The sequence below is a fragment of the Phenylobacterium sp. genome, assembly GCF_030693625.1.
Lineage (GTDB): Bacteria > Pseudomonadota > Alphaproteobacteria > Caulobacterales > Caulobacteraceae > Phenylobacterium > Phenylobacterium ferrooxidans.
Genome location: NZ_JAUYAF010000026.1, coordinates 1 through 13,625, shown reverse-complemented (window position 1 = coordinate 13,625; position 13,625 = coordinate 1). Strand labels below are relative to the sequence as shown.

Sequence of the window (13,625 nt, the reverse complement as noted above, 5' to 3'; positions counted from 1 at the left end):
AACGTATACGCAAGACGCGAGATCGTGCAAGCCGGTCTCTCCGCCTGCCCCCGCGTGAACTTGACGAGGGCCACGCGGGCGGGACATCTGGGCCGCGATGACCGACCTCGCCCCCCTCGCCGCCGCCTTCCCCCCCGCCAGCGCCGCCGACTGGCGCGCCCTGGTGGAGAAGACCCTGAAGGACCAGCCCTTCGAGAGCCTCCAGCGGCAGACCGCCGAGGGCCTGCCGATCGCGCCGCTCTATGAGGGCTCCCACCAGGCGCCGGCCTTCACCCCGCGCCCCTTCGACGCCGAACGCCCCTGGGACATCCGCGGCCGCGTCACCCATCCCGACGCCGCCCAGGCCAACATCGACCTGGTGACCGACCTGGAGGGGGGCGCGGCGTCCGCCCTCATTCGCATCGATCCGACAGGGCAGGACGGCGTCGCCATCGGCTCGGCCCAGGGCTTGGGCCGGGTGCTGGACGGCGTCATGCTGGAGCTGGCGTCCGTGGCTCTGGACGCAGGGTTCTTTGGGCCCAAGGCGGCCGACTGGCTGGCCGCCGCCGCCAAAGGCTCGCCTGCCGCCAAGCTGTTCTTCCACCTTGATCCGCTCAGCGCCTTCGCCCGCACGGGCCAGAGCCCGGGCCCGATCGAGAGCCACCTCGTCTCGGCCGCCAACGTGGCGCGCCGCATGGCCGACGCCTATCCCTCCGCCGGCCTGTTCCTGGCCTCGGGCCAGGTGGTCCACGAGGCCGGGGGTGGCGAAGCCGGCGAACTGGCCTTCGCGACGGCCGCGGCCCTCACCTACGCCAAGGCCCTGGTCCGCGCGGGCCTCAGCATGGATGACGCCTGGGGCCGGATCGTCATCGGCCTGGCCGCCGACGCCGACTACTTCGCCACCCTGGCCAAGCTCCGCGCCGCGCGCGCCGTCTGGTCGCGGGTGACCGCCGCCTGCGATGTCAGCGCCGCGCCACGCATCGAGGCCCGCTCATCCCACCGCATGCTGGCGGTGCACGACCCCTGGACCAACATGCTGCGGCTGACGGCCTCGGCCGTTGGGGCCAGCATCGGCGGCGCCGACGCCGTGGTGCTGGGCAGCTTCACCGATGCGCTCGGCCTGCCCACCGCCTTCGCCCGGCGCCAGAGCCGCAACGCCCAGCTCGTCCTGATGGAAGAGGCCCATCTGGGCCGCGTCGCCGATCCGGGCGCTGGCTCAGGCTATGTCGAAGCCCTCACCGACGAAATCGCCCGCGCCGCCTGGGCCGCCTTCCAGGCCATCGAGGCCAAGGGTGGGTTGATCGCGGCGCTCTCCGACGGCCACATCGCCGCCGAGACCGCCACGGTGCGCGAGGCCCGGGTCGCCGCAGGCCCCCTGAAGATCGTCGGCGTCACCGCCTTCCCTCAGCCCGACCAGGCGCCGGTGGAGGTTGTCCGCGCCACGCCCAAGGCCGTCGAGGCCCCCTCGCCTCGCCTGCCCGGCCCCGACAGCCATTGCCCGGCGCTTGCGCCCATCCGGCTCGCCGAAGCCTATGAGGTGAAAGCGTGAGCAGCTTCCCCGACTTCTCCACCCTGGACTTTGACGACAAGGCCGCGGTCGCCGTCGCGCCCGGCTCGGCCTCGCCCTCCTGGGAGACCCCTGAAGGCATCGCGGTTAAGTCGGCCTATAGCGCCGCCGATATCGCCGGCCTCGACGAGCTGGCCGGCTATCCGGGCCTGGCCCCCTTCGTGCGCGGCCCCTATCCGACCATGTACCTCACCAACCCGTGGACCATCCGCCAGTATGCGGGCTTCTCCACGGCTGAGGATTCCAACGCCTTCTACCGCCGCAACCTGGCCGCCGGGCAGATGGGCCTCTCCATCGCCTTCGACCTCGCCACCCACCGCGGCTATGACAGCGACCACCCTCGGGTGAAGGGCGATGTCGGCATGGCCGGCGTCGCCATCGACTCGATCCTGGACATGCGGACCCTGTTCGACGGCATCCCGCTCGACAAGATGAGCGTGTCGATGACCATGAACGGCGCAGTCCTGCCGGTCCTGGCCCTCTATATCGTCGCCGCCGAGGAACAGGGGGTCAGCCACGACAAGCTGTCGGGCACGATCCAGAACGACATCCTCAAGGAGTTCCTGGTCCGGAACACCTACATCTATCCGCCGTCGCCTTCGATGCGGATCATTTCGGACATCTTTTCATACACTTCGCGCGAAATGCCGAAGTTCAACTCGATCTCCATAAGCGGCTATCACATCCAAGAGGCCGGGGCGACGCTGGACCTGGAGCTGGCCTACACGCTCGCCGACGGTATCGAATATGTCCGCGCCGGGGTGGCCGCCGGCATGACCGTCGACCAGTTCGCGCCGCGCCTATCCTTCTTCTGGAACGCCGGCATGAACGCCTTCATGGAGATCGCCAAGCAGCGGGCCGGGCGCCTGCTGTGGGCCAAGCTGATGAAGGACGAATTCGACCCCAAGGATAGCCGCTCCCTGTCTCTGCGCGCCCACACCCAGACCAGCGGCTGGAGCCTGGCGGCCTCGGACGTCTACAATAACGTCCCCCGCACCCTCATCGAAGCCATGGCGGCGGTGGGCGGCCAGACCCAGAGCCTGCACACCAACTCGCTTGACGAAGCCCTTGCCCTGCCGACGGATTTCTCCGCCCGCATCGCCCGTAACACCCAGCTCTTCCTGCAGCTGGAAAGCGGCCAGACCCGAGTCGTCGATCCCTGGGGCGGCAGCTTCTATGTCGAGCGCCTGACAGCGGATCTCGCCACGCGGGCCATGGAGCATATCGCCGAAGTCGAGGCGCTCGGCGGCATGGCCAAGGCCATCGAGGACGGCCTGCCCAAGCGCCGCATCGAAGAGGCCAGCGCCCGCACCCAGGCCCGCATCGACAGCGGCCGCCAGAGCGTGGTCGGCGTGAACCGCTACCGCTCTGACATCGCCGAGGTGATCCCCATGCTGAAGGTGGACAACTCCGCTGTCCGCGAGCGGCAGCTCGAAAAGCTCACCCGCCTGAAGGCCGAGCGCGACTCCGCCGCCGTCGAGGCGGCGCTCACCGCCCTGACCGAAGGGGCGCGCGGGACCGCCAACCTGCTGGAGCTGTCAGTCAATGCGGCGCGGGCCAAGGCGACTGTGGGCGAGATCAGCCTGGCTTTGGAACACGCCTTCAGCCGCCACTCCGCCGAGGCCTTCGCGGTCACCGGCGTCTATCTTCGGGAGGCCGGGCCAACACCCGCCAGCGAAAAGGCCAAGGCCATGACCCAGGCCTTCACCCAAGCCGACGGCCGCAAGCCGCGCATTCTGGTGGCCAAGATGGGCCAGGACGGCCACGACCGCGGCCAGAAGGTGATCGCCTCAGGCTTCTCCGACCTCGGTTTCGACGTCGACATCGGCAATCTCTTCCAGACCCCGGCCGAGGCGGCGGCCAAGGCCGTGGCCGATGGCGCTCATGTCGTGGGGGCCAGCTCGCTGGCCGCCGGCCACCTGACCCTGGTTCCCGAATTGAAGGACGAACTGGCCAGGCTGGGCCGCGCCGACATCCTGGTGGTGGTGGGCGGGGTGATCCCGCCGGAGGACTTCGACGCCTTGCGAGAGGCGGGGGTCGCGGCCATCTTCACCCCTGGCACGGTGGTGCCAGAGGCGGCCATCGAGGTGCTCGACCGGCTGAACGAGCAGCTGGGTTACGCCCAGTTGGACAAGGTCTAGCTGCGGGCGGCGTGTCGCCGCAGGCGGGTTGCGCCTTAAACCCATATCGGTGATGGTTCGAACGAACGTCTGAGGAGCGGCATCTTGGCCCGTACGAAAACGCTCGCGCTCGCCCTGGTCGGACTGAGCGCGCTTACCCTGACCCAGGTGGCAAGCGCAAATGCTCCTGTGAGGGAACGCACCCTGGCCGCCGCTGTTCCGCAGCGTGGGCCGGTTCCGATGGCTGCCAGCACCGTCACGCACCGCTACTGGCCCGTGGTCACCAACCTGTCCCAGGCCACCGTCGCCCCCGCGCACCTCTTCAACGGCAAGGTCCAGGGCGCGCCCCTGCGCAGCTTCGACAGCCGTCGGCCCGCCGATCCCTCCAAGGTCCAGACCCGCCGCCATGTGGGGGTCGACCTGACCGCCGCCGAGGGCGACACGGTGGTGGCGATGGAGAGTGGCAAGATCGTCAACTTCTACCCCTTCCTGACCCGCGCCGCCTCGGTGGGCGGTGAGAAGACCTACGCCGTGCTCATCCAGCACAAGGACTATGTGGCCCTCTACGGCGAGGTGCGCGCCAACAGCCTGACCGCCCGCGGCCTGAAGGTCGGCGACCAGGTGGCGGCCGGCCAGCCGATCGGCGTGGTCAGCGGCACCGCCCAGCTCCACACCGAGACCTATGCGTCCGGCGTCACGCGCAATATCAAGTGGCCGGTGGGCTCGCCCCCGCCCAAGGAAATGCGCAACCCCACCCAGCTGCTGCTGGACACCGCCGTCGCCGGCGAGCGCCTCTATCCGAAGAACATCAGGCTCGCCGCCTCCTGAGCCGCGCCTCGGCGGCGAACACCACCGCGAGAAGGCAGCCCACAGAGATCCCTGTGATCAGGTCGCGCGCCAGGGTCAGGCCAAAGGTCGCCAGCAGCACCACCGCCGTGCGCCATGACAGGCCGACAAGCCGCGCGAACTCCGCCCGCTCGGCCATGTTCCAGCCCACCACGACCAGCATCCCAGCGAGCGCGGCCAGGGGCACATAGGCCGCCAGCGGCGCGGCAAGCACCATGAAGCCTAGCAGGAACAGACTGTGCAGTATGCCCGCAACCGGCCCCCTGGCCCCGGCGCGTATATTGGTCGCGGTCCGGGCGATGGTCCCGGTGACGCTGATCCCGCCAAACAGGGCCGCGCCCATATTAGCCACGCCCTGGGCGACGAGCTCGATATTGGAGCGATGCCGCCGCCCGCTCATGCCATCGGCCACCGTCGCCGACAGCAGGCTCTCTATGCCTCCCAGGAGGGTGAACGCCGCGGCCGCCGGCAGAACCGCCAGGACCTTCGCCATTGTCATCACCGGCAGGTGGGGCGCCGGCAAGCCGCTTGGAATCCCGCCGAACCGGCTGCCGATCGTCTCGACGTCCAAGGGTAGGAAAACAGCCGCCAATGTGGCCACGACCACGCCGATCAGCAGGGCAGGCCAAGTGGGCCTCCACCGGCGCAGAGCGAGGGCCACGGCGACGCAGGTGACGCCGACCGCCAGGGCGGCGAGATTTGCGGTCGGCAGGGCCTGCCCCAGCGCCAGCAGCTTGGGTCCGAATTCCCCCGGCTCGGGGCCAGACAGCCGCAGGCCGAACAGGTCCTTGAGCTGGCTGGCGGTGATGACCACGGCGATGGCGGTGGTGAAGCCCACGGTCACGGTGTGAGGCACGTAGCGGATCAAGGACCCCAGGCGCAGCAGACCTCCGAGGGTCAACATCAGGCCCGACAACATGGTCGCCAGCAACAGGCCGTCGATCCCGTGCTTGGCGCCGGTCGCCGCCACCAGGACGATGAAGGCCCCCGCTGGCCCGCCGACCTGGAACCGGCTGCCCCCCAAGGCGGAAACCAGAAAGCCGCCGACGATGGCGCTGTAGAGGCCCCGGTCAGGCGACACCCCCGATGCGATGGCGATACCCATGGACAGCGGCAGGGCGACGATCGCCACCGTCAGGCCCGCGATGGCGTCGGCGCGCAGGTCTTTCGGTCCGTAGCCCTCAGCGAGAATGGTCGCCAGCTTCGGCGTAAATGCGCCTGCGAAGCGGGGCCTTCCGATGTCGGTCATGCCAGGGCCCTAAATGCGCGCCGCGCCGCGTTGAAGATTGTCCTCCAACGCCCCTGGCGGCGCCTTGCGCCAGATCAACTCATGAAGCGGACCCGTCTCAGGGCGCGATCGCCCTCCGACGGGACGCCAGATCAGAGCTGAGGGGTCACGTTCCTCAGCTTGCCGCCTCGGGCGCGCTTCTTCTTCCCGCCCCAGCCCAGCGGCATCTCCGCTGGCCCATGACGCTTCTCGATATCCTTCTGCAGCGCCTTGGCCGCCATCAGGTGCGCGGGGAACAGGGTGTCGATGGCCCAGCCAGCCACAGGCACGGTCGAGCTCATGGAGTCGGCCGCCAGATAGGCGCCCATCCGCAACAGGGTCCCGAGCGACGCGCCGCCCGTGATGCCCGAAAAGATCAAGGCGCCCCCGGCCGCCAGGCTATAGGCGGTGCCGAGGCCGGGCACCCAGGCCAGCACCCCATCCAGACCGATGCCGAACGGCCCGATGCCGATGAGACGATCCGACAGGCCCTTCACGCGCTCGGCGGCGCGCCAGGATTGATGAGCTCGATCTCTTGAAACCGCCATCCGCGCTCAACGCGCTCCTTTTTGGAAAGCTGCACCTAGCCGAGAAACACCACCCGGCGCTTTTCCTTACCCGCGCGAATCCGCGACAGAACATCCTTGTATTCCGGGCTGTTGGCGGCGTCTTTTCGCACGCCTTCGAAATAAATGGTGTCTTCCATGTGCTTGAGTAGCATGTCGGCTGACCACTTGTGCCCGGTGAACAGGAGGTCGGCCAACTTCCCAGCCACAGGGACTTCCCCCACCAGCGTGTCGATGGCGATGATGGCGAACATCTGCAGCAGGATCATCGGCGCGGCGCGCGCCCGGACCCCATCAAAGAGCAGGATGGCGCCGGCCCCCAGGCTGTAGAGAGCCCCGGCGCCGGGGATCCAGGTCAGCAGACCGTCCAGGCCCACGCCGAACGGGCCGATCCCCACGACATTGTCGGAAAGCTTCTTCGTCCGCTCGATACTGTTGCGGATATTGTGCAGGTCGATGTGCGACTGCGCGAAAAGCATTCACCGCTCCTAGGCTTGGGCGGGCACTCTGACGCAAGCGCGCATGACCTCAAAGCCCGCACGGGGTCTTTTCGCCCGACAGGCTAAACCAAGCGTGGGGTTTGCGCGTATGACGGGAGGGCGCCTCGCGACGGCGCCAGATTCACCCTATGTTGGGCCATGGCCAGGAACGACCCGCCTCTCTTGATCGTCACGACCCACTTCATCGAGGGGCGTCCCGTGCGTCAGCACCTGGGCATGGTGTCCTCGCAGGCGATCCTCGGCGCCAATGTGGTGATAGACCTGATGAACGCCATCCGCGACTTCATCGGCGGGCGCTCCAAGGGGTATGAGCGCGTCCTGGCCCAGGCCCGCGCCGACGCCCTAAAGAACCTGGAAGCCGAGGCCCGCGCGCTGGGCGCCAACGCCATCGTCGGCGTGGACCTCGATTACAATACGGTGGGCCCGAACGGTTCGATGCTGATGGTCTCGGTGAACGGCTCGGCGGTCATTCTCTGAGAGGCCCTAGATGCTCCCACTCTGGGGGAGCTGGCGCGAAGCGCCTGAGGGGGACTTTGACTCTTCTTTTGCTGAGCTGGGGTCGACGACGTCGATCCCCCTCCGGCTCGCCGCTGCGCGACGACCCACCTCCCCCACATCGGCGCAAAGCGCCTGGGGGAGGATCTTAGACTAGATCCCCCGCCGCGGCGTCGAAGAGCAGGTAGGTGCGACCAGCGTCGCTGGACAGCAGCTTACCAACCTCAAAGCCCTGGTGATCGCGGGCGGCGGCGTCATCCAGCATGTCCTGGAAGCCGTTGAGGTAGGTGACAACTTGGCGGCGCAGGGTTTCGTCGGTGAACAGGCGGCGCGCCAGGCGGCGCGTAGCCGCGGGCGCCAGCTTGCGCACCACCTCGCGGGCGCCGTCGACATCCTCCACCTGGATGGCGGCGCTGATCTCGTCGATGCGGCCCCTGGGCAGGAGGGCGACCGGGTCGATGCCCATGGCCGCCACCTCGGCGGCCAGCACCTGTTGCAGGCCGGGCTTGCCGAGTGCGCCGCTTTCGTCGATCGAGGACAGCAGATCCTTCCAGGTCCACTCATCGCCCGCCTCCTCGGCGGCGGGCGCCGGCGCGGGGGCCTCAGGGCGACCGCCGGCCTGTTCAAAGACGCTGGAGAACTCCTCGTCGGTGGCGGTGGGCGTCAGACGCAGGCGACGGCGCGCCGGAATCTCGGGTTCAGGCAGGGGCGCCGGCGTGCGCGGGCGTCGGGCCGCGGGCTCGGGCGCCACCGACTGGGTCAGTTCCAGGGCCTCATCGTCCTCGTCGTCCTCAATGTCGGCGAACAGGGTCTCTGGCTCCGGCTCGCGGCGTCGGGCGGCCCTCGGCGGCGGCGCGGCGATGCGCTCGCGCATCTGGGCGGGCTGGGGCGGGGCCGGGCTACTGGCGCCGCCCGCCACCGTGCCCATCAGGCGCACGGCCTCGCTGAGCATCTCGTAATTGCGGCGCACGCGCTCCTGGAAGGCGGCGTCGATGGCCTGGGTCTCATCTGAAGTTCGACGGGCCTGTTCCATCAGGTCCTCGATACTGTCGGCCACGGCCTGGCGCACCTCTTCGGCCTGACCACGGGCGGCGGCGGGCAGCCGGGTCGCGCGGGCCTCGATGTCGGCCATCATGCCGGCGAGTTCGTCCAGGGTGGCGCGGGCCGCAACAGCCCCCTCCTCCAGCTTGCGCGCGGTGGCGGCCCCGGCCTGTTCGACCATCTGGGCCGAGCGTTCGATCAGGTCGCGGGCCTCGGCCAGCCGCTGCTCGAAGACCTGGTTGGCCTTCTGGCCGGCGCTGAAGGCGGCCTCGGACAGCTGGTCGACCTGCTCGCGGGCGGTGACGGCATGGGCCTCGGCGGCCTTGCGGGTCTCCTCGGCGGCCTGGCCAAGCCCGTCGATGGCGGCGCGGGTCTGCTCCTCCAACTTGCGGCGCTCCTCGGCGGCGGCCTGGGAGACGGCCTCCATGGAGTGCAGGGTCGACTGGCCGAACTCGTCGCGCTCGGCCTTGGCCGACTCCGCCAGCTCGCGGAACTGTTCAGCGGCCTCGGCGATCAGTTCGCGCAGCGCCTCGCCGCCCTTCACGGCGCGGTCGCCCATCTCGGCGGTCGACAGCCTGGCCTGGCTGATGAATTCGGAAAGCTGGGCCGCGTGGGTCTCCGACTGGGCGCCGAAGGCCTCCTGCTCGGCGCGCAGGGCGTGGGCGGTGGTGACGAGGCCGGCGCGTTGCTCGGTCAGGCCCTGCTCAACACCGCGGATCTGATCGGCGACCCCCACCCCAGCCGTCTCCAGGCGGGAGATGTGACGGGTCAGATCCTCACCGGCGGTGCGGGCGGCGTCGCTGGCTTCCCCGGCCGCGGCGGCCAGGTCGGCCGCGCGGGCGGCCAGGGCGGCCTCGGCTTCACGTAGCTGGGTCTCGGCCAGGTCCGAGGCCTCGGCGACCATGCGGGCCTGCTTGGTGATGGCGTCGGCCACTGCGCCGGCCTGGGTGTCCAGGGCCTGGGTCAGGCTGGCCATCTGGGTCCGCTCCTGGCCCAGCACGCCGGTAAGCTCATTGGCCGACCGCGCGCTCGTGGAGGCCGCCTCGATCAGACGGTCGCTCTCCGACGCCAGGGCCTGGCGCAGGGCCAGCAGAGTCTCGCGGGCCTCGTCGGCGGCGGTTCCGGCGCGCACGATCTCCTCGCGCACGGCCTGGACGACATCGCTGGCCCGCGCCCCGGCGGACATGGCCGGCGTGACCATCTCATCGGCCAGTTGCTTGGCGCGGCGGGCCTCGGCCCCCAGCTTCTGGCCCTGGCGGATCATATAGGCCGCAATCCAGACAAAGGCGGCCGGCCCGAGCGCCATGGCCGCCAGCACTGTGAGAGCGAAGGGGTCGAAATCGAAGGGTGACACGGCCCGACGATAGCCGAAAGCGAAGGCTATGGGCGCCAGGGCCCACAGCACCGACACGACGAGGGCGGCGAGATAGATCGGCCAGGCCGACGGGATATCGGCGCGAATGGTCTTGAGGGGGGCGGGGTCAGGGCGCGGGGCCGGGATCTGTACGTTGGCCGGGGCGAGGTCCGCCGCGGGTGGGATTGGCGACAGGGGCGCGGAACCCTGCGGCTCCGCCACGGGCGGGCTGAGGGGAGGAACGGCGGCGGCGAGGTTGAGATCCGGGGTGGCTTCCGGCGCAACGGCGCCCAGACGCTGCGTGGCGTCCTCGTCGGTCAGGCTTTGGAAATCTACCGGCGGATGCCGCTTCTTGATCTTCATTCGCGGCCTGTCTCAAGCGCCCCTGCGACCGGGCCGGCGCGAAACTCCGCGCGGCCCGAAATTCGCGCCCCAAACGAAAGGATTACCGGCGAACCGGGCGCGCGGAAAGCGTCATTGGACGGAATCATGTCCGGTGGAGACTGATTGTCGCGGAGTCCCGAAATGGGGCGTCAGGTTTTGACGACCTGGGCCCTCTGGGTGGGGCAATCCGAGGCCTTCTGAACGCGCTCCAGCACCTTTACCGCCGCGGGCCTGGGCGTGGCGGTGCGGGCGATGGTGCGTTCGGCGGGGGCGGGCTCGGCGCGAGGCGCCTCGATTGCGACCCCAAAGTGCGAGTAGGCGACGGCGGAGGAATGCACCACCACGGCCGCAACCAGTTCGGTCAATGTCTGCACTGGAACACCTCCCCGAGCCCGATGCGATTCCGTCTATCGTCGGTATACGACAAGCGCCGCATTGGCGCGACGCTATGTAACGTGAAATTTTCGTCATGTAACGGGGGACAGGGTGGATCGACCCTGAAACCAGGCGATCGGGGCGACGGACGTGCCGGCTGCCCCACCTTCACCGCAGAATAACGCCCGTCTCCCAGACGGCCGGCAGGCGAGGTCGGGATGACAGGCTGGTTCGCTCACGCCGCGACCGCGTCCTTGAAGGTCGCGCCCTCGTGGGACAGCAGCCAGCGTTTGCGCGGCAGGCCGCCGCCGTAGCCGGTCAGCCCACCGTTCGCCCCGATCACCCGGTGGCAGGGCACGACAATGGCCACCGGGTTGGAGCCGTTGGCCAGGCCTACGGCGCGCATGGCGCTGGGGGAGCCGATCCGCTCAGCCAGGCCCTTGTAGCTCAGGGTCTCGCCCGCCGGGATCGTGCAGAGCGCCTCCCAGACCTTGCGCTGGAAAGCGGTGCCGTTGGTAGCCCAGGCGATCCCATCGAAGGCGGAGAGGTCGCCTGCGAAATAACGCGTGACGGCCGCCCGGATCGGCTCCGGCGCACGGCCAGGGGTGAGCGCCATGCCGGGATAGTGGCGGCCCATCAGCCTGAGCATGCGGGCCTCGTAATCGGCGAAGTCGAAGGCGCGCAGGACGCCGGCCTCGTCCACCACCACCAGCGCCTCGCCGACCGGGGTTTCGACGCGGTCAAGGATCAGGGTCTCAGGCAGCGACTTGGTCATGGGATTTCTCCTTGGTGATCTTCGGGTCGAGCGCCGCGTCGGACGCCCAGAGATGGGAGGCGGCATAGGCCCGCCAGGGGCGCCAGCGTTCGGCGCGGGTCAGCAGTTCGGCCGGAGTGGGCCGTTGTCCGTTCTCGTCCTCCAGGGCCCGCAGCAGGCCGAGATCGGCGTGTGGGAAGGCGTCGGGTTCGCGCAGGGCGCGCATGGCGATGTATTGGGCGGTCCATTCGCCGATGCCTGGAAGGGCGCGGAGTTGGGCCACCGCCGCCTCCAGGCTGCGCTTCATGCCAAACAGGTCCGGATCGGCGGCGGCGACCTCAGCCAGAGAGACCAGGGCCCGGGCGCGGGCGCGGGGCATGCCCAGGGTCTCGACATCGGCGCTCGCCAGTTGTTCCGGCGTCGGGAACAGGCGGGTAAGGCCTAGCGTGTTGGCCGCATCGTCCTGGACCGGTGAGCCATAGGCCGCGGTGACCTTGCCGGCGAGGTTGCGGGCGGCGACCACCGTGATCTGCTGGCCCAGCACGGCGCGGACGGCGAGCTCGAACCCGTCCCAGGCGCCGGGCGCCCGCAGGCCCGGACGCCGGGCTACGAGGGCGGCCAGTTCCGGGTCCTCCGAGAGATGGCCGTTGATCAGAGCCGGGTCGGCGGCCAGGTCGAAGACCCGGCGCAGCTTGGCGATAACCGCCGGCCAGGCCTGGACCTTCGGGAAGCGCAGGGTGACGTCCAGCCAATCGCCGGCCCCCTGCCCTACGATCACCAGGCCGTGGGCGGCCCCCACCTGCAGCAGCCTGGCATAGCGGCGGCCGACCACCGTCTCGACGCCTGGGATCGCGCGCAGGGTCCAGAAGGCCAGCATGGCGTCCCAGTCATAGGGCGCGCGATAGGGCAGCCGGATCGTCGTCCCCGCCCCATCATCGGCGCCCACATCGGCCGCTCCCGAGCGCCGCAGGGCGCCGGGCGGCCGGTCGAAGAGCTGCTGGAAGGTCTCGTTGAAGCGTCGCACGCTGCCGAATCCCGAGGCCATCGCCACCTCAGCCATGGGCAGGCGGGTCTGGTGGATCAGCTGCTTGGCCAGCAGCACGCGGCGGGTCTGGGCCACCGCCACCGGCGAGGCGCCCAGGTGCTGGCGGAACAGGCGCCTGAGCTGGCGCTCCCCGACGCCGAGCCGGTCGGCCAGGCCGTCGACATCGCCCTCGTCCAGCGCCCCATGCTCGATCAGCGACAAGGCTCGCGAGACGGTGTTGGAGGTGCCCTTCCAAGAGCCGAGATCTGGCGAAGTCTCCGGCCGGCACCGAAGGCAGGGGCGGAACCCGGCCTCTTGCGCGGCGGCGGCCGAGGGGTAGAAGGCGATGTTCTCGCGCTTGGGCGTGCGGGCGGGGCAGACCGGGCGGCAGTAGATGCCGGTGGTCTTCACCGCGCCAAAGATGCGTCCGTCGAAACGGGCGTCTCGCATCGAAAAGGCGCGGTAACAGGCGTCGTCGTTCATATCCATGAGCTGATAGTCTGCTCGCGGGTTCTCGATGTCTCGCGGTTTTCGGACATCACCCCATGTTGGTGGCGGTTTTCGGACACTGAAGGCGGTGGCCCTTTCCTCCACACGCTGTCAGGAATTCTCTGTCGTATCCCAGGCGGGCCTCTCGTAAGTCAGCCGCCTGGCCAAGGTCTGGCCGATTTTGAACTGCAAGGTTTCCTGATGGCGGTCCCCGCTCTCGCATCCTCGCCGGAGATAACTCCGGCCACGCTCACCCACCTCCAGCGCCTGGAGGCCGAGAGCATCCACATCTTCCGGGAGGTGGTGGCTGAGTGCGAGAACCCGGTCATGCTCTACTCGGTGGGCAAGGATAGCGCCGTCATGCTGCGCCTGGCGCAGAAGGCCTTCTTCCCCTCCAAGCTCCCCTTCCCGCTGCTGCACGTCGATACGACCTGGAAGTTCCAGGCGATGTACGAGATGCGCGCGCGGATGGCCGCCGAGCTGGGCGCCGACCTGCTGGTCTACCAAAACCCCGAGGCCAGGGAGCGAGGCATCAACCCCTTCGATCATGGCAGCCTGCACACCGACATGTGGAAGACCGAGGGCCTCAAGCAGGCCCTGACCGAGCACGGCTTTGATGCAGCCTTCGGCGGCGCCCGCCGGGACGAGGAAAAGTCCCGGGCGAAGGAACGGGTGGTCTCGATACGCCAGCCTGGACATGGCTGGGAGCCCAGGGCGCAGCGTCCAGAGCTCTGGAGCCTGTACAATACCCGGCTTGGGCCAGGTCAGAGCGCTCGGGTCTTTCCCCTGTCCAACTGGACCGAAAGCGACATCTGGACCTACATCCTGGTGCGTGGACTGCCGCTCGCGCCACTCTATTTCGCC

12 protein-coding genes are annotated in these 13,625 nt (G+C 69.3%); 5 read left to right on the top strand and 7 right to left on the bottom strand.

Going from position 1 to position 13,625, the window contains the following annotated elements; translation table 11 throughout:
* Window positions 1–97 precede the first annotated feature (97 nt).
* The 3 genes from Q8N10_RS05640 to Q8N10_RS05630 all read left to right on the top strand — a co-directional run bounded on the left by Q8N10_RS05640 (window position 98) and on the right by Q8N10_RS05630 (window position 4,494).
* Window positions 98–1,528, top strand: coding sequence for a methylmalonyl-CoA mutase family protein (locus Q8N10_RS05640; protein ID WP_304775806.1), 1,431 nt, complete (start codon window positions 98–100; stop codon window positions 1,526–1,528).
* Entirely contained in the window at window positions 1,525–3,687 is a 2,163-nt protein-coding gene (scpA, locus tag Q8N10_RS05635; RefSeq protein WP_304775809.1) for a methylmalonyl-CoA mutase, read from the top strand. The genes Q8N10_RS05640 and scpA overlap by 4 nt, the downstream gene beginning before the upstream one ends.
* Before the next feature lie 84 nt (window positions 3,688–3,771).
* Window positions 3,772–4,494: a M23 family metallopeptidase gene (locus tag Q8N10_RS05630; protein ID WP_304775812.1), complete on the top strand. Its 723-nt coding sequence runs from the start codon at window positions 3,772–3,774 to the stop codon at window positions 4,492–4,494.
* On the opposite strand, the gene Q8N10_RS05625 is transcribed toward Q8N10_RS05630, so the two are convergent.
* The 3 genes from Q8N10_RS05625 to Q8N10_RS05615 form a co-directional block, all read right to left on the bottom strand.
* Window positions 4,475–5,761: a SulP family inorganic anion transporter gene (locus tag Q8N10_RS05625; protein WP_304775815.1), complete on the bottom strand. Its 1,287-nt coding sequence runs from the start codon at window positions 5,759–5,761 to the stop codon at window positions 4,475–4,477. The genes Q8N10_RS05630 and Q8N10_RS05625 overlap by 20 nt on opposite strands.
* Before the next feature lie 131 nt (window positions 5,762–5,892).
* On the bottom strand, window positions 5,893–6,327 hold the full coding sequence (locus Q8N10_RS05620) for a DUF4112 domain-containing protein (protein ID WP_304775816.1): 435 nt from the start codon (window positions 6,325–6,327) through the stop codon (window positions 5,893–5,895).
* Window positions 6,328–6,362: 35 nt separating this feature from the next.
* Window positions 6,363–6,824 carry a DUF4112 domain-containing protein gene (locus Q8N10_RS05615; RefSeq protein WP_304775819.1) on the bottom strand — a complete coding sequence of 154 codons (462 nt, stop codon included), beginning with the start codon at window positions 6,822–6,824 and terminating at the stop codon, window positions 6,363–6,365.
* 159 nt (window positions 6,825–6,983) lie between these two features.
* On the opposite strand from Q8N10_RS05615, the gene Q8N10_RS05610 reads away from it, so the two are divergent.
* Window positions 6,984–7,322 (top strand): heavy metal-binding domain-containing protein, encoded by a 339-nt coding sequence (locus Q8N10_RS05610; protein ID WP_304775821.1) that lies wholly within the window; start codon window positions 6,984–6,986, stop codon window positions 7,320–7,322.
* 166 nt (window positions 7,323–7,488) lie between these two features.
* On the opposite strand, the gene Q8N10_RS05605 is transcribed toward Q8N10_RS05610, so the two are convergent.
* The 4 genes from Q8N10_RS05605 to Q8N10_RS05590 all read right to left on the bottom strand — a co-directional run bounded on the left by Q8N10_RS05605 (window position 7,489) and on the right by Q8N10_RS05590 (window position 12,761).
* On the bottom strand, window positions 7,489–10,098 hold the full coding sequence (locus Q8N10_RS05605; RefSeq protein WP_304775824.1) for a polar localization protein TipN: 2,610 nt from the start codon (window positions 10,096–10,098) through the stop codon (window positions 7,489–7,491).
* A gap of 170 nt (window positions 10,099–10,268) precedes the next feature.
* On the bottom strand, window positions 10,269–10,493 hold the full coding sequence (locus Q8N10_RS05600; RefSeq protein ID WP_304775826.1) for a hypothetical protein: 225 nt from the start codon (window positions 10,491–10,493) through the stop codon (window positions 10,269–10,271).
* Between the two features lie 236 nt (window positions 10,494–10,729).
* A complete protein-coding gene (locus tag Q8N10_RS05595) occupies window positions 10,730–11,269 on the bottom strand; it encodes a methylated-DNA--[protein]-cysteine S-methyltransferase (protein WP_304775829.1) in 540 nt (179 codons plus the stop codon).
* On the bottom strand, window positions 11,250–12,761 hold the full coding sequence (locus Q8N10_RS05590; protein WP_304775831.1) for an AlkA N-terminal domain-containing protein: 1,512 nt from the start codon (window positions 12,759–12,761) through the stop codon (window positions 11,250–11,252). Before Q8N10_RS05590 ends, Q8N10_RS05595 begins: the two co-directional genes overlap by 20 nt.
* 201 nt (window positions 12,762–12,962) lie before the next feature.
* On the opposite strand from Q8N10_RS05590, the gene cysD reads away from it, so the two are divergent.
* Window positions 12,963–13,625, top strand: a 663-nt coding sequence (gene cysD / locus Q8N10_RS05585) for a sulfate adenylyltransferase subunit CysD (protein WP_305663875.1), incomplete at its 3' end; no start/stop codon positions are given.

Coding starts and splice junctions, on each gene's coding strand:
- Q8N10_RS05590 (WP_304775831.1), bottom strand. CDS start 12,761: ATGGATATGAACGACGACGCCTGTTACCGCGCCTTTTCGATGCGAGAC.
- Q8N10_RS05595 (WP_304775829.1), bottom strand. CDS start 11,269: ATGACCAAGTCGCTGCCTGAGACCCTGATCCTTGACCGCGTCGAAACC.
- Q8N10_RS05640 (WP_304775806.1), top strand. CDS start 98: ATGACCGACCTCGCCCCCCTCGCCGCCGCCTTCCCCCCCGCCAGCGCC.
- Q8N10_RS05605 (WP_304775824.1), bottom strand. CDS start 10,098: ATGAAGATCAAGAAGCGGCATCCGCCGGTAGATTTCCAAAGCCTGACC.
- Q8N10_RS05620 (WP_304775816.1), bottom strand. CDS start 6,327: ATGGCGGTTTCAAGAGATCGAGCTCATCAATCCTGGCGCGCCGCCGAG.
- Q8N10_RS05615 (WP_304775819.1), bottom strand. CDS start 6,824: ATGCTTTTCGCGCAGTCGCACATCGACCTGCACAATATCCGCAACAGT.
- Q8N10_RS05625 (WP_304775815.1), bottom strand. CDS start 5,761: ATGACCGACATCGGAAGGCCCCGCTTCGCAGGCGCATTTACGCCGAAG.
- Q8N10_RS05610 (WP_304775821.1), top strand. CDS start 6,984: ATGGCCAGGAACGACCCGCCTCTCTTGATCGTCACGACCCACTTCATC.